This is a genomic window from Vibrio scophthalmi, from assembly GCF_040869025.1.
In the GTDB taxonomy this organism is placed as follows: domain Bacteria; phylum Pseudomonadota; class Gammaproteobacteria; order Enterobacterales; family Vibrionaceae; genus Vibrio; species Vibrio scophthalmi.
In genome coordinates, this window is record NZ_CP134272.1 from 399,848 (window position 1) to 422,887 (window position 23,040).

The 23,040-nt window shown below is 46.8% G+C and carries 21 protein-coding genes; 15 read left to right on the forward strand and 6 right to left on the reverse strand.

Features of this window, described 5'->3' with window-relative positions; translation table 11 throughout:
- Positions 1 to 72: 72 nt before the first annotated feature.
- Positions 73 to 447 carry a NirD/YgiW/YdeI family stress tolerance protein gene (locus RJD38_RS16785; RefSeq protein ID WP_065546653.1) on the reverse strand — a complete coding sequence of 125 codons (375 nt, stop codon included), beginning with the start codon at positions 445 to 447 and terminating at the stop codon, positions 73 to 75.
- A gap of 333 nt (positions 448 to 780) precedes the next feature.
- On the opposite strand from RJD38_RS16785, the gene RJD38_RS16790 reads away from it, so the two are divergent.
- On the forward strand, positions 781 to 2,358 hold the full coding sequence (locus RJD38_RS16790) for a phosphodiester glycosidase family protein (RefSeq protein ID WP_065546654.1): 1,578 nt from the start codon (positions 781 to 783) through the stop codon (positions 2,356 to 2,358).
- A gap of 328 nt (positions 2,359 to 2,686) precedes the next feature.
- Here RJD38_RS16790 and RJD38_RS16795 read toward each other — a convergent pair whose 3' ends face one another.
- Positions 2,687 to 3,565, reverse strand: coding sequence for a transposase (locus tag RJD38_RS16795; RefSeq protein WP_065546655.1), 879 nt, complete (start codon positions 3,563 to 3,565; stop codon positions 2,687 to 2,689).
- A 431-nt stretch (positions 3,566 to 3,996) separates the two neighbouring features.
- Here RJD38_RS16795 and RJD38_RS16800 point away from each other — a divergent pair, with 431 nt between their 5' ends.
- Positions 3,997 to 4,806, forward strand: coding sequence for an aminoglycoside 6-adenylyltransferase (locus RJD38_RS16800; protein ID WP_065546656.1), 810 nt, complete (start codon positions 3,997 to 3,999; stop codon positions 4,804 to 4,806).
- 109 nt (positions 4,807 to 4,915) lie between these two features.
- On the opposite strand, the gene nagA is transcribed toward RJD38_RS16800, so the two are convergent.
- Genes nagA through RJD38_RS16815 form a run of 3 tightly spaced genes read right to left on the reverse strand, consistent with a single transcriptional unit; the run spans position 4,916 to position 7,616 of the window.
- A complete protein-coding gene (gene nagA, locus RJD38_RS16805; protein ID WP_065546657.1) occupies positions 4,916 to 6,049 on the reverse strand; it encodes an N-acetylglucosamine-6-phosphate deacetylase in 1,134 nt (377 codons plus the stop codon).
- 2 nt (positions 6,050 to 6,051) lie between these two features.
- On the reverse strand, positions 6,052 to 6,933 hold the full coding sequence (locus tag RJD38_RS16810) for an N-acetylmannosamine kinase (protein ID WP_065546658.1): 882 nt from the start codon (positions 6,931 to 6,933) through the stop codon (positions 6,052 to 6,054).
- Positions 6,933 to 7,616 carry a putative N-acetylmannosamine-6-phosphate 2-epimerase gene (locus tag RJD38_RS16815; RefSeq protein WP_406853491.1) on the reverse strand — a complete coding sequence of 228 codons (684 nt, stop codon included), beginning with the start codon at positions 7,614 to 7,616 and terminating at the stop codon, positions 6,933 to 6,935. The genes RJD38_RS16810 and RJD38_RS16815 overlap by 1 nt, the downstream gene beginning before the upstream one ends.
- 292 nt (positions 7,617 to 7,908) lie before the next feature.
- On the opposite strand from RJD38_RS16815, the gene RJD38_RS16820 reads away from it, so the two are divergent.
- The 7 genes from RJD38_RS16820 (at position 7,909) to RJD38_RS16850 (ending at position 15,130) form a co-directional block, all read left to right on the forward strand.
- Entirely contained in the window at positions 7,909 to 8,874 is a 966-nt protein-coding gene (locus RJD38_RS16820; protein WP_065546659.1) for a sialic acid TRAP transporter substrate-binding protein SiaP, read from the forward strand.
- A 65-nt stretch (positions 8,875 to 8,939) separates the two neighbouring features.
- The gene (locus RJD38_RS16825) at positions 8,940 to 9,461 is read left to right on the forward strand and encodes a TRAP transporter small permease (RefSeq protein WP_174269650.1); all 522 of its coding nucleotides are present in this window, start codon (positions 8,940 to 8,942) and stop codon (positions 9,459 to 9,461) included.
- Positions 9,462 to 9,467: 6 nt separating this feature from the next.
- A complete protein-coding gene (locus RJD38_RS16830; RefSeq protein WP_005596406.1) occupies positions 9,468 to 10,751 on the forward strand; it encodes a TRAP transporter large permease in 1,284 nt (427 codons plus the stop codon).
- Between the two features lie 63 nt (positions 10,752 to 10,814).
- Positions 10,815 to 11,711, forward strand: coding sequence for a dihydrodipicolinate synthase family protein (locus RJD38_RS16835; RefSeq protein WP_005596408.1), 897 nt, complete (start codon positions 10,815 to 10,817; stop codon positions 11,709 to 11,711).
- A gap of 186 nt (positions 11,712 to 11,897) precedes the next feature.
- Entirely contained in the window at positions 11,898 to 12,731 is an 834-nt protein-coding gene (locus RJD38_RS16840; protein ID WP_038219506.1) for a MurR/RpiR family transcriptional regulator, read from the forward strand.
- A 164-nt stretch (positions 12,732 to 12,895) separates the two neighbouring features.
- Positions 12,896 to 14,047, forward strand: coding sequence for an N-acetylneuraminate epimerase (locus RJD38_RS16845; protein ID WP_065546660.1), 1,152 nt, complete (start codon positions 12,896 to 12,898; stop codon positions 14,045 to 14,047).
- A 3-nt stretch (positions 14,048 to 14,050) separates the two neighbouring features.
- The gene (locus RJD38_RS16850) at positions 14,051 to 15,130 is read left to right on the forward strand and encodes a YjhT family mutarotase (RefSeq protein ID WP_065546661.1); all 1,080 of its coding nucleotides are present in this window, start codon (positions 14,051 to 14,053) and stop codon (positions 15,128 to 15,130) included.
- A gap of 80 nt (positions 15,131 to 15,210) precedes the next feature.
- Here the strand turns inward: RJD38_RS16850 and RJD38_RS16855 are convergent, their stop codons facing one another.
- Entirely contained in the window at positions 15,211 to 16,101 is an 891-nt protein-coding gene (locus tag RJD38_RS16855; RefSeq protein WP_065546662.1) for a LysR family transcriptional regulator, read from the reverse strand.
- A 143-nt stretch (positions 16,102 to 16,244) separates the two neighbouring features.
- Between RJD38_RS16855 and RJD38_RS16860 the strand changes: the two genes are divergently transcribed.
- From RJD38_RS16860 to acnD, 6 genes are all read left to right on the forward strand, one after another.
- A complete protein-coding gene (locus RJD38_RS16860; RefSeq protein WP_005596417.1) occupies positions 16,245 to 16,550 on the forward strand; it encodes a monooxygenase in 306 nt (101 codons plus the stop codon).
- 94 nt (positions 16,551 to 16,644) lie between these two features.
- Complete coding sequence (locus RJD38_RS16865; protein WP_005596419.1) at positions 16,645 to 17,022, forward strand: hypothetical protein; 378 nt, start codon at positions 16,645 to 16,647, stop codon at positions 17,020 to 17,022.
- Between the two features lie 258 nt (positions 17,023 to 17,280).
- Positions 17,281 to 18,006 (forward strand): GntR family transcriptional regulator, encoded by a 726-nt coding sequence (locus tag RJD38_RS16870; RefSeq protein ID WP_005596421.1) that lies wholly within the window; start codon positions 17,281 to 17,283, stop codon positions 18,004 to 18,006.
- A 39-nt stretch (positions 18,007 to 18,045) separates the two neighbouring features.
- Complete coding sequence (gene prpB, locus RJD38_RS16875) at positions 18,046 to 18,963, forward strand: methylisocitrate lyase (RefSeq protein WP_065546663.1); 918 nt, start codon at positions 18,046 to 18,048, stop codon at positions 18,961 to 18,963.
- A 168-nt stretch (positions 18,964 to 19,131) separates the two neighbouring features.
- Positions 19,132 to 20,274, forward strand: coding sequence for a bifunctional 2-methylcitrate synthase/citrate synthase (gene prpC / locus RJD38_RS16880; protein WP_065546664.1), 1,143 nt, complete (start codon positions 19,132 to 19,134; stop codon positions 20,272 to 20,274).
- Between the two features lie 90 nt (positions 20,275 to 20,364).
- Entirely contained in the window at positions 20,365 to 22,968 is a 2,604-nt protein-coding gene (gene acnD, locus RJD38_RS16885; RefSeq protein ID WP_065546665.1) for a Fe/S-dependent 2-methylisocitrate dehydratase AcnD, read from the forward strand.
- Positions 22,969 to 23,040: the final 72 nt, after the last annotated feature.

Sequence of the window (23,040 nt, forward strand, 5' to 3'; positions counted from 1 at the left end):
ACCCTATCAGTAATTATTAAAAAAGGCGCTTTGAGCGCCTTTTTCTTTTTAAGTTTGTCGTTAGGGAATGACTTATAGAACTCTTAACGCATCCACATCAACTTTAGTGCCTGACATGTTCTTATCAATCTCGCCGATTAGCTGCACTTTTGTTTCAGGGGTTACGGTTTGGTTTAACCACTTGTCGTGGTCGATTTCAACCGTGATTTCGCCCGTTTTATCAGTAAAGATATACATCTCGCCGCCGAGTGAGGCTTTGATATTGCCCGTTAGCGTAACCGGCATATCATCGCTGAACATACCCGCATCTAGCGCCTGTTGAACGGTTGAAATACCTTGAGTTGGGCCATTAAAGCCTGATGCTTTTTGTGGGCCGTTAAAACCTTGAGCGAAAACTGAAGTTGAAGCAGCAAGAGCAAGTGTTGTAATTAGTAATTTGGTTTTCATTATTATTTTTCCATTGTGTGTTGAGACTGACGCTAATGTAACGCCCGCCAGCTGAATGGAAGATGAATAATTTTGTTATCTTTGGTTATTTTTCACTAAGTTGGAATTAATCGAACTGAGCCAATCGACATGGCTCATTTTTGGCCTTCGTTGGCTGCTTTTGTTTCTTATTACCCCATTGCAATAGGGAATCTCGCTATTGTTATTTCTGAAAATAGGGGAGAGTTTCACACTTTGAAAATGTGAGACAAAAAGCGTGTGGTTATTCTCACAGACAGCAAAACCAAGCGCTTATACACTTATTTTTATCCGTGAAATAAAAGAGATAAAATAATGAAAAAAACCATTCTAGCAATGCTCGTTTCTAGTGTTGCATTTGGCTCTTACGCTGCGCAGTGGAATGTACCAGATTTAGCGATTGGTGGTGGTGAATTACCGCAATCAGTAGAGCATCAGTCATTGGTTAAAGGTGTCGATTACTACCAGATCCAACGTGGCACGTCGCAAGGAGAAGCCTACCTGCTCTCTAGTGGCATTTTGAACGAGCAGACCATTAAAGACTACTCAGCAAAATTGGATGATCTCAAACTAACCTACCATCTAGAAACCGCGCCAGAAGCGGCGCCAAATGGTCAGGAGATGGGCAAAATCCTTCGCTTAAAAGGATTTGAGTCGTCAGGTGACGCGGAAACGCAAGCCAAAGTACTGAAAGAGCATGGGTTGAACTTCTCACCAAGATTCTCAGCGCAAGATGGTTACGACACCAAAGGGCCGTTTGATATTAGCCTGTTGCGCGTCGATCTAAACCAATATCAAGGCAAAGTGGCGAGTATTCTTGCTAACGATAAAATCACCACAGCAGAAACCGTATCAAGCATGGCGGAGCGTAATCAAGCACTGGCAGCGATCAATGGCGGTTTTTTTGCCTTTAACGATCAAGTGGGTGATATGGGTGCGCCAGCGGGCTTATACGTTAAAGATGGTCAATTGCTGCGCGAAGCGGCAAATCAGCGACCGGTTCTGATCATTGATAACTCAGGCAAACACTCTAAAGTGTCGATTGGTAACTCAGTGACCACTGAAGTATTGCTTAATATCAACGGAAATACGGTTCGTATCGATGGTATTAACCGCAAGCCGGGCGTGATCCTCAACTGTGGTGGGCTTGATGATACGCCTTCCACTGAAGCGATACATGACTTCGTCTGTACTGACGACAGCGAAATCATTGTTTACAACTCAGCCTATGATGCGCAAACCCCGCAAGGGGAAGGCAAGGAGATCGTGATTGACGCTAACGGTAAGGTGGTTGAGGTGTTAGCAAAGCGCGGCAGTGTGATTAACGCAGGCTTTAGCTATGTGCAACTGACTGGTGATTCAAAGCTGGATGTCAAACTTGGTGATAACCTTACGCTGGCGAGCAAAGTGGTGGTTGATGGTGAAGAGGTTCAATTGCGTAAAGGTGTGTCCATGCTTAATGCGGGCCCAAGTCTTGTTACTAATTTCGCCGTCGATATTGCTTCTCGCAACACGCAAGGCTTTAACCCTTACCCATCAACGGGCGATCACGCAGGCTCTCAAGATGATGACGGTTTAGGCGTGAGCGGTGCGATGGAAAACCGTGAAGGGTTTTACAACGGTTGGGTATTGCGCCGTCATCCGCGTACAGCATTGGGCGTAACAGACAATAACATCTTATACGCTGCAGTGGTTTACGGCCGTGCGCCAACAGTCACAGAAGGCGCAAGCATTACGGATGTGGCGGCGGTGATGGAAGCCCTTGGCACCAAGAATGCCATCAACCTTGATGGTGGCGGCTCCTCGATGATGGTGATCGACGGCAAGCGCACTGGCTCTTCTTCTGATGCCAGCGAAAGGGAAGTTTCTGACGCGGTTATCTTTACGCGCTAAGCGTGTTTAAAGCATCAAACACTAAGCGCCTTCGGGCGCTTTTTTCGGTTTTTGGCCAATAGACTAATTTAACTTCGCCATCCAAACCTTAGTGTAAGGACACATACCCTAACTACAAAGGACAGACGCTATATAAAGAAATCATGATGCCGAGGTATCGAGCAGTATCAAGGTCATCGATACTCTTTAAATTACTGCTCATTTAGCGTTTATCTGGTGGAAAAATACGGTATTGGTTAAATGGAGTTGGGTTGGCGCGAACGGAGGTAAACGAAGGCGGTCATTCGTTGGCTATGGTCGTTTTATGAAGAGAGCAAAATAGTTATATTCAACCATCTAAGCGAAACAGATGTATCCGCTTTTTGTTCAAGTGACTTCTGGCTGGCTCGATAGTGCAGAGACAACCGACGGCGGTACTGCGATGACGCTCTAGTTCAGTACAGGCTTTGAGCCAATTGCGCTGGTTTAGGTTGAGTCGTTGCAGTATCGGCGGCACATTGGCCTCTAAACAAGCTTTACCCTCTCGAAATTGGCGCGCACTCCAATCCACCAGTTCAATATAATCCATTAACCGAAAGGGAATACCATCAAGTTTTTCATTGGTGGGATTACCGATAAACGGGTGCAGGCAAGGAGCGGTTTCTTGTTGATTATTTAACGCTTTCAATCTGGCTTGTATCGAAGTGAATTCGGAGGTTTCTAGAGTGTTGGCAATCCCCGCTCTTAACGGGTTTAAATCGACATAAGCCATTGCTGCGGCGAGTGCTTGTTCATCGAGCAGAGCCTGACTTTTAAAGCGGCTTTCCCAAAAATGTCCTGTACAACCTTCTTCTCTATTAGCTTGGAAGGCAATATCAAAATTGAGCCCCTTCATAAACCAGCTAAGGCTCCATAGGCGAGAGCGCCAAGCGTCAATGATTAACAGACAAGCTTCGGTTTCCGCCTCAGTGGTTAGTTGCCCCAATAACCAACGTGAAACAAGGCTTGGGAGTTTGTGCTCTTGCTGCCAGCGCTCGACCACTTCATGATTAGAAAGGGATACTGCCTTATCTCGGTTGATATGCACGACCAGATGATAGTGGTTACTCATAATCGCATAAGCACAAATGTCGATGCAGTACACTTGCGAGAGTGCATATATTTTGTTTTTGATCCACTCGCGGCGATGCTCAAAATTTTTCTTTGTTAACGGGTCAATACCACACAATAAACTGCGCCTAACGCAGCGAGAAACGCAGTGATAATAAGGTGTTGCATCGACGGATATCTGTTGTTTTCTGGCTGTCGTCATTGTTGGTCTCGAGAGGTGTTTAACCTCTCAAGAATAAAAGGCTGAAAGAGAGCAGCAAGACTCAATGGCCGAACTTACCACGAGGTTATCACCAAACCATACTTTGGTTACTTTAGAGTGTGTGTCCTCATAGGAGATACATAGGACAGACGTTATTAAAATAATGATGGTGAGGTTGCTTTAGGATGTCTGTCCCGTTTAGCCCTTTATTACTTTGCAAGATGATTTCAGAAATTAGAGTGATTTAGATATTGCTTTTGGAGTGGTTTTTAGAGATTCTGTAATGCTGCGTAAATTTTACCGCACCAGCAGTTGCGATCGTCAACCATTTTCTAAATAGGTAAAATATGAAATATCCTCAATCTATTCCTCATTCTCATCAAGTTCTTTTACAGCAAATTATCGACGTATTTTCTCAAGATCCCCGAGTGTGTGGCATCGGTGTTAGTGGCTCCTATGCTTCGGATTCCATGGACCAATACAGCGACTTAGACCTTGTTATCGCCATCGAGCCTGAGAGTTTTACTGAGGTAATGGGCCATCGATTTGAGTTGATCCAGTTGGTAGAGGGGAATGTTGCCGCCTTTACCGGTGAACATGTTGGCGAGCCAAGACTTATTATTTCTCTTTTTGAGCCGAATGCTGTCCATGTCGACTTCAAATTTGTTTCGCTACCAGATGCTGCAATAAGAGTCGATGACACAAAAGTTTTGTGGGAGAGAGAGGGAGCATTGACGGATGTTTTTTCAAAGTCTAAACCACAATATCCTTGCCCTGAATTGCAGTGGGTGGAAGACAGGTTTTGGATTTGGGTTCACTATGCAGCAACCAAGATCGCACGCGGAGAGTATTTTGAAACGCTGGAATTTATCTCATTCCTTCGCCAAAACGTCCTTTCACCACTTGCGTTACAACAAGCTGGACTGACGCCATCAGGGGTGAGGACAATAGAAAAGCGTTTACCTGAGTTTGCTCAGCAGTTGTCTAAAACGGTGGCATTACCAGAACGTCAGTCATTAATTAAGGCGATGACACAGTGTATTAAGATCTATCTTGAACTTAGATCTCAGCAAGAGGTTGTGCTTAATCAGCAGGCTCAGCAGGCTCAGCAGGTTTGTACGAACTATTTTATTGAACAGTTTCAAGCGAACGTCTAAATCGAGCCGCTAATCTAGCTCAACCATTGACAGACTGTTGTCCAAAAAATGAGTCAAAAAGGCGTTCATCATGAGCGCCTTCTTCATATCTACCAAAACAAAACTCGGCTTACAACAACTGGCCATCCACCAATACCGCTTGTGATTGATAATCGTTAGAGAGTACCGTTGCTGCGGCGCGGTAGCCCGGTTTGAGTTGTCCTAATTGAGTTAGGTTCATCGCTTGGGCAGGATAGGTTGAAGCCATTCTCAGCGCTTCTGCTTCATCGATGCCCCATGCAATCACATTGGCGACTGATTCATCCATGCCGATGTGTGCACCCGCTAAGCGGCCTTCGCTGTTGACCAGTTTATTATCGATCACTTCGATAACTTGCCCATCAAGTTCAAAACGGTTGGTTTCACTGCCCAGTGTTGCCATCGCGTCGGTGACGATCAAAAGCTTACCTGCAGGTTTTACCTTTTGCGCCAGCATCACATTGTTTGGGTGTACGTGAATACCGTCAGTAATGATTGAACACCAAGCATGGTCAGTGTGGAGTGCTGTGCCAATGACACCGGGTTCTCGCCCTTCAAACGCTGACATGGCATTGAAAAGGTGCGTAAAGCCATCGATGCGGCTGAGTTTGCGCGGGGTTAATTGCGCTGCGGTGGCATTGCTATGGCCGCAAGAGAGGGTTACGCCTTGTTGCTGTAGCCAGTCGAGTGTTTCATCACTCATGTTCTCCACAGCCGCAGTGACCAATACTTTGGCCTGTTTTGGCCAAGGAAAATCAGCGAGATCGTTGATGGTAGGAGAGTAAAATAACTCAGCGTTATGTGCGCCTTTTTTCTCTTTACTCAGCCATGGGCCTTCAAGATGCACGCCAATCACGCCCGGTACATGTGCTTCAATCGCTTGTTCGGTGGCGGTTAATGCTTGGCTAATGTCTTGCGGGGTAGAGCTGATCAGCGTTGGCAATAGGTACGCCGTGCCATGTTTGCGGTGTGCGTGACAAATGGTCTCAATCGCGCTGGCGCTGATGTCGCTGTTGAACATCACATCGCCGCCACCGTTGACTTGTAAATCAATAAAGCCTGGTGCAATTAAGGCATTGGCATAATGTTGATGCTCAATATCGCTAGGTAATTCGGCAATCGGAAGGATCGCTTCAATCACATCGTTATTCCAAATGAGAGCGGCATCGTGATGGTAATGAGTTCCATCAAAAAGACGTGCAGCAGAAATGGCTTTCATTCCCATAATTAGTCCTTATTAAATTGGAAAGCAGCGCCGAGCAAGCAGGCGTCATAATCACCTTGAGCGGCAATAATCGGCACTTGGAATGCGTGTGGACGCTGAGCAATATGTTCAACGACGCGGGCTAAATACCCACTGGCAAGGCCGACACCACCACCTAACACGATAACATCTAAATCAAGGGTTGCTTTAAGGTTACTACATAAGGTGGCAATGGCTTGCGCACTGGCTTGGACAATCGCTTCCGCTTGCGGTTCATTTGGCGCGAGCTTAAATAACTCAACATTGCTGATTGGCGGGTGAAACGTTTCGTGGCTACGACGTTGAATCGCGGTACCAGAAGCGATGGCTTCCACACAGCCGACTTGACCACAGCCGCACTGCGGGCCGTTAGGATCTATCGAGAAGTGACCCACGTGACCTGCAAGGCCAGTAGCACCGCTGTGCAATTTACCATCAATAATGATACCGCCGCCGACCCCTGTGGAAACGGTAATAAACGCCATGTTACGCGCTGGTTGAGGTAGATTGACATACTCATACCAAGCCGCAGCTTGAGCATCATTGAGCATGGCAACAGGTTTGTTGGTTAGGCTTTCGAGCGCCGCGGCCAATGGGAATGGTGCAGGGAAGGCTAGGGTATCGGGGTTAATGGCCGAGATACCCTGCTCGGTAACGAGACCAGTGGTCGAAATACCAATTCGCGTTGCACGATCAAGCCAATCTGCCGCTTGTTCAAGGATCATTGCTGCAAATTGGCTCGCTTCTTTTACTGTTGGAGTTGGGAACTGACGACGTTCAACAATGGCATCGCCGTGTACCAAACCAATTGCGATCTTTGTGCCGCCGATATCAATTGCCAGTGTGTTTTTCGCCAGTGTCGACATTAACGCTCTCCTGCTGCTTGAGTGGCTGAATTAAACCAATCAATCATCACTTCTAAACGAGTCAGTGCTGAACCGACGGTTACCGCTACAGCGCCATGAGCGATCGCTTGAGCAGCGAGTTCTGGGGTGTTGTAACGACCTTCGGCCATGGTAAAGAATCCCGCTTGGGAAAATTGTTTCACCAATTGTAAATCTGGTTCGGTTGGTTCTTCACCACCAACATAACCCGACAAAGTAGAGCCAATAATATCAACCCCAACTTCGTTGGCCCAAAGACCATCTTCAAAATTTGAGCAGTCCGCCATAGCAAAACAGCCGCTTTCTTGGATCGCTTTAGCAATCACATCACGACTTTCTGGGCGTTCACGATTGGTCGCGTCAAAAGCGATTATTGTCGCACCTGCTTCAGCCAGTGAAGCAACATCACAAAGGTAAGGGGTAATGCGTACAGGACTGTCCGTTAAATCACGTTTCACAATCGCAATAATTGGTAGATTAACGGCACGCGAAACGGCAGCTACATTGGCTACGCCCTCGATGCGCAGCGCTTTTGCTCCTGCTTGTTCTGCCGCTTGTGCCATTGCGACGATGAATTCGGTTTTTTCTAATGGGCTATCTGGCACTGGTTGAATCGAAACGACAGTTTGACCTTGGAGTTGCTCTTTTAACTGGTTGATATTTATATTTTTTGTTCTCACGTTTGGCCTCTCAATAAGACATTTCACAGCGGATTTATAGTGACTAAAAATCCATCACATTCGTCGAGATAGGGTGTAGGAATCATATCTCTGACGAATTTTTGTCCGCGATCACATTTCAATAAAAGTTGGTTTGAAAATAATCTTCATCGCAATAATAATCCATAACGAAGATTTTTTTCAAACAAAATAAAAACTTTTTTCAAATACGTGAAACTTGGTCAATAAAAGCCTTGGTTTAGAAAAATCGAGGCTAAAAAAACAAAAAGGGAACACTATGAAAGCCATTAACAAGATTACTCTCGCTATGCTTGCTCTAGGTTGTGCTGTCTCTGCTCAAGCGGCGACAACACTTAAAATGGGTATGCAACCTTCAGTAGGGTCAGTGGAATACACGTCGGCAAAAATGCTGGCAGACACGATTGAAGAGCTTAGTAACGGCGAAATGAAAGTGGCACTTTACCCAAGCGCACAACTCGGTGATGACCGTGCGATGCTGCAACAACTTTCGATGGGTGATTTGGATATCACTTATGCTGAGTTTGGTCGTATGGGCCTATGGATCCCGCGTGCTGAGGCGGTTATGTTGCCTTACGTCGTGCGTGATTTTGCACACCTACAACGTATTTTTAATTCAGATTTTGGCCAAGAGATTCGCGGCGAAATGTTAACCAAATTTAACTGGCGCGCATTGGATACTTGGTATAACGGCACACGCGAAACCTCTTCTAACCGTCCACTTAACAGCATTGAAGACTTTAAAGGTCTGAAGCTGCGCGTTCCAAATGCTAAAGCTAACTTGAACTTCGCCAAACTATCAGGCGCATCACCAACACCAATGGCTTTCTCTGAAGTGTATCTAGCACTACAAACCAACGCGGTTGATGGCCAAGAAAACCCATTGCCAGCGATCAAAACCATGAAGTTCTATGAAGTTCAGGCCAACCTTGCGATGACCAATCACATCGTAAACGACCAAATGGTGATCATCTCTGAAACGACATGGCAAGGCTTGAATGAAGCGCAGCGTGACATTGTCACTAAAGCAGTGGCAAAAGCGGGTGAAGCACATACCGCCTTCGTTAAGAAACAAGAAGCTGAGCTGATTTCTTACTTTGAAGCGGAAGGTGTAACCGTGACTTACCCAGAGCTTTCACCATTCCGTGAAGCGATGCAGCCTCTCTACACCGAGTTTGAAGAACAAGTTGGTCAACCGGTAGTGAAGCAGCTTGCGGCAATGTAAGCATCGCACTCAGGTTTGATCTTAAGTTAAGTGTCAATTTCTAGGCTGGTCGAGACTGGCCAGCCGTGGAGTTCAAAATGTTACGCAAGATAATCGACAATATTGAAGAAATCATCACCGTGCCGCTCATGGCAGCATTGTTAGTGGTATTGACTTGGCAAATTGGTAGCCGTTGGCTACTGAACGATCCTTCGTTGTGGAGTGAAGAGCTTGCAAGGGTTCTTTTCATGTACATGTGCATGATTGGTTGTGCGATGGCGCTGAAACGTGGCTCGCATGTAAACATCACTTTTTTCTCTGATAAGTTGCCTGAGAAAACCCGTTTAGCTTTAGTGTTGTCATTGGAATTTGCCGTTCTTCTTTCTATTTTCGCCATTGTTTATCTCGGCTATCAACATGTACAGCGCACTGCCTTTTTTGAGCTAATCACGTTAGGTGTATCAAGCAGTTGGCAAACCTATGCACTGCCTATTGGCGGGTTGTTTATGGTGTTTAGACAAGTACAAAAGATGGTAGGCATTGCGAAGCAGTTTTCTACCAGTAGTAATGATGCAGCGGCATCTGACTCACAGATGGCTGAGAGGTAATCGATCATGGCAACTTCAATTTTTGGCTGGTTAGGTCTGCTATTTGCAGGGATGCCAGTAGGGTTCTCGCTTATTTTTGTCGCACTGATTTTCTTATTGGTGACAGGCAGTCCAGGTATCAACTTTGCGGCTCAGCAAATGATCACTGGTGTTGATAACTTTACGCTACTTTCTGTACCGTTTTTCGTTCTCACCGGTCACCTGATGAACAGTGCTGGGATTACAGAACGTATTTTTAATTTCGCTAAATCAATGATGGGTCATATCACGGGCAGTCTTGGTCACGTGAACATCATGGCGAGTTTACTGTTCTCTGGTATGTCAGGCTCGGCCCTTGCTGATGCTGGCGGCTTAGGTCAGCTAGAGATTAAATCGATGCGTGATGCGAAATACGATGATGATTTCGCCGGCGGTTTAACGGCTGCATCATGCATTATCGGCCCACTCGTACCACCTTCAATCCCTTTAGTTATCTACGGTGTGGTCTCGGGTACATCAATTGGTGCTCTGTTCTTAGCAGGTGCGATTCCGGGCTTGATGTGCTGTGCGGCTTTGATGGTGATGAGCTACTACATCTGTAAAAAACGCGGCTACATGGTATTGCCTCGTGCAACGGGTCGTGAGCGTTTGATTGCTTTCAAAGAAGCGTTCCTATCGCTATTGACGCCAATCATCATTATCGGCGGTATCTTTTCAGGCAAATTCACCCCAACAGAAGCGGCAGCGGTTTCATCTCTTTACGCTCTATTCTTGGGTACTGTGGTTTACAAGCAGCTAACGCTTGAGAACTTTATTGAAATCCTGAAAGAGACGGTAAATAACACGGCAGTTGTGGCTCTGATGGTGATGGGCGTAACAGTATTTGGTTGGATTGTAGCGCGTGAACAGCTACCGCAAATGCTGGCTGAATTCTTCTTAACGATTAGTGACAACCCGCTAGTGCTGTTGCTACTGATCAACTTACTGCTGTTGTTCTTGGGTACGTTTATCGAGTCACTTGCACTGTTGCTACTGTTGGTTCCATTCCTTGTGCCTGTGGCGGTTTCAGTCGGTATTGACCCTGTTCACTTTGGTGTAATGGCTATCTTGAACCTGATGATCGGCATCTTAACTCCACCGATGGGTATGGCGTTGTATGTGGTGTCGCGTGTTGGTGATATTCCATTCCACGTGCTTACTCGTGGTGTGATGCCACTGCTTGTGCCGCTGTTTATCGTGTTGGCGCTAGTGGCGGTATTCCCTCAATTTACTCTGCTGTTACCTGAGATCTTCCTCGGCTACGGTCAATAACAATTACTCTACTTGTATGGTGATGAGCCGGGTGCTCCGGCTCTAACTCTCTAGGATATAAAAATGAAAAAACTAACTGGTCTTATTGCTGCTCCGCATACTCCATTTGATATCAACAACAAAGTGAACTTTGGCGCGATTGATCAAATTGCCGAAGTCTTGATTGCACAAGGCGTAAAAGGTGCTTACGTGTGTGGCACTACCGGTGAAGGCATTCACTGTTCAGTGGAAGAACGTAAAGCGATTGCTGAGCGCTGGGTAAAAGCGGCGGATGGCAAACTGGATCTGATTTTACATACTGGTGCACTGAGTATTACTGATGCGATTGAACTGACAGAACATGCAGAAACATTGGATATTTTAGCGACTTCAGCCATTGGTCCTTGTTTCTTTAAGCCAGGTTCAGTGGATGATTTGGTGGAATACTGCGCGCAAATCGCAGCGGCCGCGCCGTCAAAAGGCTTCTACTACTACCACTCTGGTATGTCAGGGGTGAACCTCGATCTAGAGCAGTTTTTGATCAAAGGTGGCGAGCGCATTGAAAACCTATCGGGCGCGAAGTTCAACAATGTTGACCTGTACGAATACCAACGTTGCGTTCGCGTTGCTAATGGTAAATACGATATTCCTTTTGGTGTTGATGAGTTCTTACCTGCTGGCTTAGCGGTGGGGGCTGTAGGCGCTGTGGGTAGTACATATAACTACGCAGCACCACTGTACTTAGAAATTATTGAAGCATTTAACCGTGGCGACCAAGCAAAAGTGGCAGCGCTGATGGATAAAGTGATCGCGATTATTCGTGTCTTGGTTGAATACGGCGGTGTGGCGGCGGGTAAAGTCGCAATGCAACTGCATGGCATTGATGCGGGTAACCCACGTACGCCAATCCGCTCATTGACTGACGCGCAAAAGGCCGACGTTTTGGCGAAAATGCGCGATGCGGGTTTCATGAACCTGTAAGGCATACAACTCATAGCGTTACGCGAATCGCCGAGTAAATCTCTAACTGCGTCGCAGCATGTAAGAAAAATCGACTTGCATGCTGCCTTTTAGAGCAAATCGGAGCAATTAATTCGTGGTGGATGTGTCAAAGTGACCATCACTTTGTTACTTTTAGCGGTCAAAACAAGCATAGAAGAGGCACCTGTGAATACGCCTAAAAATTTGTTGGTTCGATTGCGTTCAAATATAGAGCCGCTAAGTAAGAAATTACGCCAAGTTGCGGACTATATCCTAGAAAATGCCAATGACGTTCAGTACCAAACGATCACTGACTTGGCACGTAATACTGAAACAAGTGAAGCTACCGTTGTGCGCTTGTGTCGAGATATGGGCTACAAAGGCTATTCTGATTTTCGTATGGCATTGGCGGTGGGTTTATCGCAAAGCCAAGAGCGTCAGCCACAAGAGTCTGATGGTGATATTTGTGAAGTGTCAGCACAAAGTGCATCAGCGAGTTTGCTTGATACTGCACAATTGATTGATCGCAAAGCGCTTAAACGTATTTGTGATTTGGTGCATAACGCGAGCTTTATTAGTTGTGTCGGCGTTGGCGCTTCGAGCATTGTGGGCCGTTATCTTGCGTTCCGTTTATTACGAATCGGCAAGAAAGTGACCATGTATGAAGATACGCACTTAGCAGCGATGAATGCGGTAAGAAGCCAATCGGGGGATTTGTGGTTTGCCGTATCAAGCTCAGGCTCGACGCGAGAAGTGATTCACGCAGCAACACAAGCTCATACGCGTAATGTGCCAGTGGTGGCGTTGACGAATATCAGCCATAGCCCTCTGAGTGCGATTTGCTCAGAGATGTTGGTGGCAGCCCGACCTGAAGGCCCACTAACGGGTGGTGCATTTGCCTCGAAAGTGGGTGCATTACTACTGGTGGATGTGCTGGTCAATAGCTTGTTAGAAGAGCACCCAGAGTATTCTGAATCGGTACTTGAAACCGCGGAAGTGGTTGTACCGTTACTCAAGTAACCGTCAAATTATTTTAGCCTGCCAAAGAGTGGGCTTTATTTTGCATTTTTAATAGAGAAAAAATTCTTCTTAACGTGTGGTTGTGGAAAATATTTTTGTTAATGCGAATGCCGAGCTTGACATGATCGAGAGGGTAATCCGCTCATAATAAGGAAATCAATAACATGAAACCATTAACCCCTGTACTACTCACACTACCTTTGCTTGCTGCTTTCTCTGCGGCTTCTTATGCCAATCAAACTTGGCCTGATTTACCCAACGGCGTGAAAAATGGTGTTGGTGCGCAAATAGATTCAAAGATCTATGTTGGGCTTGGTTCAATGGGCAAACAATTTTATATGCTTGATCTGCAGCAGCTGGATAAAGGTTGGCAGCCACAAGCGGACTTTTCTGGCCCTGCACGTGATGGTGCGACCGCAAGCGTGATTAACGATGATATCTATATTTTTGGTGGTTCAGGTAAAGCAGACAGCAAGGCTGCGTCACCGATTATTTTTGAAACGGTTTATCGCTTTGATACCGATGCCAATACGTGGTCGCAAGTGAATACTAAGGCGCCAGTTGGGTTGCTCGGCGCTGCGTCCTACTCACCAGACAATCAACAGATCGTTTTCTTTGGTGGTTACAACAAGGGATTGTTTGATCAATACCTGCACGATGTTATCACCACCGATAAAAAGGCCACGCCAGAACAATGGCAGAAGATCGTCGACGATTTTATGGGCATGAAGCCGGTTGATTATCAATGGAATCGACAAGTACTAAGTTACAACCCAAGTTCGAATCAGTGGCAGGATCTTGGTTCTTCGCCATATTTGCCGAACTGTGGGGCAGCCTTAGTGGTCGAAGATCAAAATGCGTTGATCATTAGCGGAGAAATCAAACCTGGGCTGCGTACAGCAGAAGTAAAATCGTATCAATTTGGTGAAAGCCAGCCATGGATAAGTGAGCATCCACTACCGACTCCAGAGTCTCAGTTGCAACAAGAAGGGGTCGCGGGGGCCTTTGCTGGCACCAGTAATGGTGTTGTGCTGGTGGCGGGTGGCGCTAATTTCCACGGTGCTAAATTAGCTTTTGATAAGGGTAATATGTTTGCTCATAACGGCCTAGCGAAAGCCTTTAATGCCGAAACCTACGTGTTTAATCAAGGAGCATGGAAGCAAGATAAAAACCTGATAGAACCGCTTGCCTATGGCTTGTCCTTTACCGTGAACGATGACGTGTTGCTGGTTGGCGGTGAGAAACCAGATAGTTCGGCCAGTACCAAGGTTACTAAGTTAACTTGGAATGGTCAGCATGTAGAACAACAGGATTAATCAATGAAGATTCAGTTCACACAGTTAGCGGCGTTGCCTGCTGGATTGAAAAACGGTGTGGGATTTAGCCACACCGCAAGCTCTGATAATAGCATCGAGGTTATTTATGCAGGGCTTGGTAGCTTAGGGCAGCAGTGGCTATCGTTTGATATGGATGGAAGCTCGGATTGGCAAGCAAAAGCGCCGTTTCCCGGTGTGGCTCGTAATGACGCCGTGTGCATTCCAGTAGAGGGCGGTTGTTATGTTTTCTCTGGTGCCGGTATCGCAGAGGGGGGCCATTACACGACTGTTCTGGATGATGGTTATTACTACGATTGCCAACAAGACAGTTGGCAGCAAGTGGCAGTGACGACTCCGGTTGGATTGCTCGGCGGTGTAGGTTTCGCTCTCGATAGTGATCACTTGGCTTTTGTTGGCGGCTATAACAAATCGGTTTTCGATGGCCTAATGGCACAGCTTAACGAGCCGTTAATCGCTAATGATGCCGATGCGAAACAAGCGTGTTTAGTGCAGTTTATGTCCCAATCGATTGATGACTATCAATGGAACGACAAAGTTTATGGTTATCAAGTGAGTACCCAGCAGTGGCATGTGATTGCGAACAATCCTTTCCAAGCAAACTGTGGTGCAGGCGTTTTCCGCGATGGTGATCGCTTAACCTTAGTTGAAGGGGAAGTGAAGCCGGGTCTGCGCAGCTTACACAGTAAGCAACTGCAGTTTAAAGATGGCAAGGTGGTGGAGTCGATGTATCTACCATCGATTCATGATCTGCACCCAAGTCATGAAGGGTTGGCTGGGGCGTATTGTGGTGAACTGAATGGTCAATGGATAGTGGCCGGTGGGGCATTTTTCATTGGTAGCCAACACAAATACCAGCAAGGGCAGTGGTATAGCCATCAAGGACTCAGCAAAACCTTCGATAGTAAGGTTTGGTGCTTCGATGGCGCACAATGGCAACACGTTGCTGATTTACCGCAAGGCTGTGCTTATGGTGTCGCAATGACGACCAAACAAGGCATGGTGATTGTCGGTGGTGAATCTGCGCAAGGTGAGGCAATGACGGAGTGTTACTTAGTATCGTAATTGTCTAACTGAGTCATTTGTTTATCAAAGAGAGCATTTTTGCTCTCTTTTTTTATGCTGCGTTTTTAGCGCAAGTAAATCTAGGTTCTCGATGGTGTTTGTTGCAACAACTGCTGGTAGAAGGCTGTCGCGGCTGGACCGGTTTTGGCCCCTTTGGGTAGGGTGATGTGCAGTGCTACTTGATAGCGCTCCGACTGCTCTAAATTTATTACTGTGATTTTATCGCTGCGGCGTTGCTCAACCACATGCAATGGTAGGCGACAAAAGCCGACACCTTGTTCCACGGCGCGAAAGGCGTGGTCAAAATTATCGACCGTGATACGTTGGCGCGATTTAAGCCAACCCACATCGCGTTTATTCGCTGAACGATCACCCAAATCACGCACTACGATTTGACACGTCGTGTCCAAATCAGCCAAGCAGAGTGAGGCTTTGCTCGCTAGCGGATGGTGGTTTGCAATGACCGGAACCATGGTGGTGATACCAAAAGCTTCGGCTGGGTAGTTGGTGATCGGCAAATTGATAATGGCAATATCGGCTTGTTCTGTTACCACCATTTCGGTGGTTTTACTCAGCGAGGTCTCTACGACCTGTATTGAGGTGGTGCTATTGGTGGCTAAAAACTGCTGCATCGGTTGATAGAGCCAGCTTGGGTCACATAAGTGATCGATAGCAATAGTAATTTGCGACTCTATACCACTACTGAGTTGTTGGCTGATCATTTCTAACTCACGAGCCTGCTCAAGCATTGAGTGAGCACGACGCAGTAGCGTTTTACCATGTTCGGTTAACACTGCGCGACGGCCTTGTACTGCTACGAGCTCTATACCTAACTGTTCTTCCAGCTTTCTAACGGCATAAATCAAGGTGGTATGGCTTTTATTCAGCGTAATTGCCGCGGCTTGAATACTGCCAGCTTGGTCGATTTGATGCAGTGTTTGCCATTGCTCTAAGGTCGTTTTAAGTCTCATTGGTCAGTTTTTTCGACAGTTAATGGCAAAATTATGAACTTTTTTATCGGTTTTATAAAGGTAATAATCATCACATCAAAATACGTGAGCCATTTGTTGTGGCTTAGAGCGATATAATATTTAAAAAGATAGGATGAGTAGCGATGGCGAAATTACTGCAAGTTGATTTTGATTTTCAAGGCCCATTTGGTGAAGAGATGGTGCAGGCGATGACAGGCTTAGCTCAGTCAATTAATCAAGAGCCGGGCCTGATTTGGAAGATCTGGACGCAAAGCGAAAAAGATCAACTGGGTGGGGGGATCTATTTGTTTGAAAATCAAGCCTCAGCTCAGCGCTACTTAGAGATGCATTCTGCCCGTTTGCAACAAATGGGCATTAGTAATATTAGAGGTATTATCTTCGATATTAATCAACCGCTTAGCGAGATAAATCGCGCGCCGTTAGCTTAATGAATCCCGCTCAATTCACACTGTAAATCATATTGTTGCTGACAAAAGAAACTATTGATGCGTTTGCTGTCAGCAACTCAAAAGAAATATTAAGATGAACAATAAAACTTTTCTAACTCTCCACGGTGCTATTTACACCACGTTTGCTTTCGCGCTGTTTTTCATTCCTAGCCTTATGTGGCCAGTGTATGGCGTTGAGATTAATGATCAATATGCGTATTTTCTTTCTCAACATACGTCGATATTTCTTGGCGGTATTGCCGCGATCAGTTTGATGATGCGTAATATTGATTCTGTCCAAGCGATGCAACAGCTTATCAAAGCGCTATTGATAACCAACATTCTCGGCGCCGTGATCACTGCTTACGCTGGCTTCACTGGTATCTTTGTTGGCCTTGGTTGGAGTGACCCGATCTTCTTTGCGGTGTTGAGTGTGGTGACATTCCTACAGTACCAAAAGAGTCGTGGCTAATTTATCGTTAACTGCTTGCTCAATATAGCGCGCTAAGCTCTGTTCCAGCCCTACTGATGCTATGTCAGTAGGGCTTTTTTGTTTTATTCCCCAGTGACAACGAGGTTATACCTTAGTCTAAATTGTCGACAATATTCTTGATTAATAGCGAATGACTAGTCTATTTTGAATTGAAGTTAATAAATTGTTGACACTTTGTTTTGCTAATGCGCTGCGCAGCTAAGTGTCCCATTATTCGATTGAACGCTGGGCATTGATATGAATCAAGAACTGAAAAGTACGGTTGCGATTGGCAACAACGGCTCGAATGATAAAGAGAGTGCTAAGTCAGCGACGTTGACGGAATCTCTGGTTACGTCATTGGTGGAAGCGATTGTCAGTGGCCAAATTCCCGCAGGTAGCAAGATCTCAGAGCCTGAACTGGCCAAACATTATCAAGTCAGCCGTGGGCCGTTGCGTGAAGCAATTATGCGTCTTGAAGGGCTGGGGTTGATTGAGCGTGCCGCCCATATAGGGGCGCGAGTGATTACTTTAAGCCCAGAGAAACTGGTTGAGCTTTACGCGGTGCGCGAAGCATTAGAGGGCATGGCAGCACGTCTAGCGGCGCGCCATATTCAGCAAGAGGAGATTTTGGCTTTGGAGTTGCTGTTAACGAAGCATTCTAATCATATTGATGAAGTAGAAGGAGCCTCTTACTTTCATCAACACGGCGACTTTGATTTTCATTACCGCATTATTAAAGCCAGCCGCAATCAAAAACTGATTGGTTTGTTGTGTAACGAGCTTTATCACCAACTGCGTATGTATCGCTTCCAATCTCCACGTTCACAATCCCGACCGAAAGAGGCCCTTAATGAACACAAATTCATTTTGCAGGCGATCCGAGATCGCGATGAAGAGCTGGCCGAAATGCTGATGCGTCGTCATATCTCCGGCAGTCGAAAACTAATCGAACAACAAATTTCTCTTGCTGAAAATCGCTAAGCTGTCATTTGCCAGCATAGGCCAAATAAGGATATCACCATGAACTTATCCCCCGGTGCGAAGTTTCGACTCGCAGTAGAAAATAACCATCCTTTACAAATTGTCGGCACCATCAATCCCTATTGCGCCATGATGGCGAAAAATATCGGCCACCAAGCGATCTATCTTTCTGGTGGCGGCATTGCCAATGCCTCATATGGTTTGCCTGATCTCGGTATTACCACCTTAAACGATGTGTTGGTGGACGTTGAACGTATCACCAATGCCTGTGATTTACCGTTACTAGTCGATATCGATACTGGCTTTGGTGGTGCGTTCAATATTGCCCGTACTATTAAAGCGATGGAAAAAGCCGGTGTTGCTGCGGTGCACATGGAAGATCAAGTCGCGCAGAAGCGTTGTGGTCATCGCCCCAACAAAGCGATTGTCAGTCAGCAAGAAATGGTCGATCGCATTAAAGCGGCTGTCGATGCACGTAGTGATGCCAGTTTCGTCATTATGGCGCGCACTGATGCGTTGGCTGTAGAGGGAATGGAAAGTGCGATTCAACGAGCGATAGCCTACGTTGAGGCAGGCGCTGACATGATTTTCCCTGAGGCGGTCAATGAGCTGGGTCAATATGTGCAGTTTTCTAATGCGCTTGTTAAAGCGTGCGGTAAGCATGTGCCGATCTTGGCCAACATTACCGAGTTTGGCCAAACCCCACTATATGGCGGTGAAGAACTAGCGGAAGCCAAGGTGGATATGGTGCTCTACCCGTTAAGTGCATTCCGTGCCATGAACAAGGCGGCGGAAATGGTTTACAGCCACCTGTTTGAAGTGGGCAATCAAGAAGCGCTATTGGGCTCGATGCAAACGCGTAAAGAGCTCTACGCCCACCTCGATTATCACGCCTATGAAGATAAGCTCGACAGTCTGTTTTCGTTAGAAAATGAGGTTGTATCAGAGGCGAAGTAACCACTTACTTAATACCGTCTGTCCCAATAAAAATCAGGCTAATAAATAGTTACTCAACAAATAACAATTCAACAAATAAGTCAGCAAATAACCAATAACGTGAAACCGTCTGGTGACGATAAAGCATCCCAATAGAGGATAACTCGCCAGACAGAAAAGGAGTTCAACATGCCTTCTACACAAGCAATCGATGCAACTGGAAGTGGTGCGGGTCTGCGTGGTCAAAGCGCAGGAAGCACTTCATTATGTACGGTGGGTAAATCGGGCACGGGCCTGACTTATCGTGGTTATGATATTACCGATCTGGCGAATCATGCTCAGTTTGAAGAAGTGGCGCATTTGCTACTGCGCGGTCATCTACCTAATCAACAAGAGCTGGATAACTACAAAACCCATTTGATTGCGCTGCGGGGATTACCATTGCAGCTTAAGCATGCGTTAGAGCTGATTCCTGCGGATGCTCATCCGATGGATGTGATGCGAACAGGTTGCTCAATACTGGGTAATTTAGAGCAAGAAATGGAGTTTTCGCAGCAATTATCCGCTACAGAGCGCATGTTGGCGCTTTTTCCTGCGATTATTTGCTACTGGTATCGCTTTAGTCACGATGGGGTGCGAATCGATACTGAAGATCAAAGCCAAGACTCGCTTGGCGGCTATTTTTTACAAATGCTCACCGATAAAGCGCCGAGTGCGATGCAAAAGCAGGTAATGCATTGCTCGCTGATTTTATATGCCGAGCATGAATTTAACGCCTCAACCTTTGCGGCTCGCGTTTGTGCTTCAACTCTATCCGATATTCATTCATGCGTGACGGCAGCCATCGGCACCTTGCGCGGGCCTTTGCATGGTGGTGCGAATGAAGCGGCGATGGCAATGATTGAAAACTGGCAAACCCCAGACGAAGCAGAAAAAAACATCCTACGAATGCTGGCAAACAAAGACAAGATCATGGGGTTTGGTCATGCCATTTATCGTCAAAGCGATCCGCGCAATGCGCTGATTAAACGCTGGGCTAAAGAATTATCACACGCAGTCGGTGATACCCATTTGTACGCCGTATCAGAACGTGTAGAAGCGGTGATGAAGCGAGAAAAAGACCTGTTCTGTAACGCCGATTTTTTCCATGCCTCGGCGTATCACTTTATGGATATTCCGACCAAATTATTTACCCCTATCTTTGTGATGAGCCGTTTAACGGGTTGGGCAGCACACATTTATGAGCAGCGCGAGAATAACCGCATTATCCGTCCTAGCGCCGACTACACCGGCCCTGATTATCAAGCTTGGGTACCCATCGCGGAGCGATAAATGTCAGGGCAATCAATACAGCAGATGGCTTGCTAATGTTGACGTTAGCAAGTGGTGATTAGGATAAGAGAATCGAATAGGAACTCGGTTATGAGCATAAACAGCCAATATCGTAAGCCGCTGATAGGAACAGAGTTAGATTATTTTGATGCGCGAGAAGCGGTCGATGCCATCGCTGAAAATATATATCAATCGCTGCCTTACACTTCTCGTGTTTTCGCTGAGCAGTTAGTGCGCCGCTGCGATCCTGCTGCGCTCGAAGCGAGCTTAAAACAACTGATTGAGCGTAAGCGTGATTTGGATTTTCCATGGTATCCAGCACGGGTGGTGTGCCATGACATTCTCGGCCAAACGGCTTTGGTTGATCTGGCCGGTCTACGCGATGCGATTGCCGAGCAAGGTGGTGATCCGGCTAAGGTGAATCCGGTGGTGGAAACCCAGTTGATCGTTGATCACTCGTTGGCGGTTGAGCATGCTGGCTTTGATCGTGAGGCGTTTGATAAAAATCGTGCGATAGAAGATCGTCGTAATCAAGATCGCTTTGATTTTATTGAGTGGTGTAAAACGGCGTTTGAAAACGTCAGTGTGATCCCGGCGGGTAACGGCATCATGCACCAGATCAATCTCGAGAAGATGTCGCCAGTGGTGCAAGTTAAACAAGGGGTTGCTTACCCTGATACCTGTGTCGGGACAGACAGTCATACACCACATGTGGATGCACTAGGTGTGATTGCGATTGGTGTGGGTGGCCTTGAAGCAGAAACTGTAATGCTTGGCCGACCATCAATGATGCGCTTGCCGGATATTGTTGGTGTAAAAATAACAGGGCAGCGCCAAGCGGGTATTACCGCCACCGATATTGTGTTGGCTATGACTGAGTTTTTGCGTAGTGAGCGCGTTGTATCGTGCTATTTGGAGTTCTTTGGCGAAGGTGCACGCGCGCTAACCATTGGCGATCGCGCAACGATTTCCAATATGACGCCAGAATACGGTGCCACTGCCGGCATGTTCTACATTGATGAGCAAACTATTCATTACCTCAAGCTGACTGGTCGCGACGACGAGCAGGTAGCATTAGTCGAAAACTACGCCAAACAGACGGGATTGTGGGCTGATGATCTGCAAAATGCTGAATATGAGCGCGTGTTGGAGTTTGATCTTTCCTGTGTAACACGCAATATGGCCGGGCCTTCGAATCCGCATTCTCGTCTACCAACGTCAGAGCTTACTGCTCGAGGTATTGCTGATGCCGAAAGACTTCATGCTGACACGCTTAGCGCAAATCAAAACCTACCAGATGGTGCGGTGATCATTGCCGCCATTACCTCCTGCACTAACACCAGTAACCCGCGCAATGTCGTGGCCGCGGCATTGGTGGCTAAAAAAGCCAATCAATTAGGGTTAACCCGTAAGCCGTGGGTCAAAACCTCTTTCGCGCCGGGATCGAAAGTCGCCAAGCTCTATTTAGAGGAGGCGGGCTTGCTTACTGAGCTTGAGCAATTGGGTTTTGGCATTGTTGGTTATGCTTGTACCACTTGCAATGGTATGAGTGGCGCTTTAGAGCCGGCGATTCAGCAAGAGATTATTGAGCGCGATCTGTACACCACCGCTGTTTTGTCGGGCAACCGCAATTTCGATGGTCGTATTCATCCTTATGCCAAACAAGCTTTTCTCGCTTCGCCACCGTTAGTCGTCGCTTATGCATTGGCAGGCACGATGCGCTTTGATATTGAGCGCGATGCGTTAGGCATCAATAGCCAAGGTGAACCGATTTATCTGAGTGATTTATGGCCAAGTGATGAAGAGATTGATGCGGTAGTGAAGACCAGCGTCAAGCCTGAGCAGTTTAAGCAAGTCTATATTCAGATGTTCAAACTCGATGATGATCGGCAAACGACAAAGCCGCTCTATGACTGGCATGAAATGAGCACGTATATTCGTCGCCCTCCCTATTGGCAAGGTGCGCTTGCTGGAGAGCGAACATTATCGGCGATGAGGCCTTTGGCGATATTGGGCGACAACATCACCACTGATCACCTTTCACCCTCCAATGCGATCTTACCGACGAGCGCAGCGGGGGAGTACTTAGCCCAAATGGGACTACCGGAAGAAGATTTTAACTCTTATGCCACGCACCGTGGTGATCACCTCACTGCGCAACGCGCGACATTTGCCAATCCAAAGCTGTTCAATGAAATGGTTAAGGACAATGGCGAAGTGGTACAAGGCTCACTAGCTCGCGTGGAGCCGGAAGGCCAAGTGATGCGCATGTGGGAAGCGATTGAAACTTATATGCAGCGCAAGCAGCCTTTGATTGTGATTGCTGGTGCTGATTATGGTCAAGGTTCATCACGCGATTGGGCGGCCAAGGGGGTGCGCTTGGCTGGTGTTGAGGTGATTGTGGCTGAAGGCTTTGAGCGCATTCACCGTACTAACCTTGTTGGGATGGGAGTGCTGCCATTGCAGTTTAAAGCGGGAACGAATCGCCACACTTTAGCGCTGGATGGCTCAGAGCTTTACGACGTAGTCGGTGAGATTGCCGCTGGTGTTGATTTGGCTTTAGTGATCACCCGAACCAATGGCGAAAAGCTCGATGTCGCAGTGAGGTGTCGCCTAGATACCGCCGATGAAGTGCATGTTTATCAAGCGGGTGGCGTGTTACAGCGCTTTGCTCAAGATTTTTTGGCTGAGTGAGGGAGAGAAGATCATGAATAAAATTCGTTTCTTAAAACAACCCCCATGCTCAAAACAAGAAGGGTATTCGGC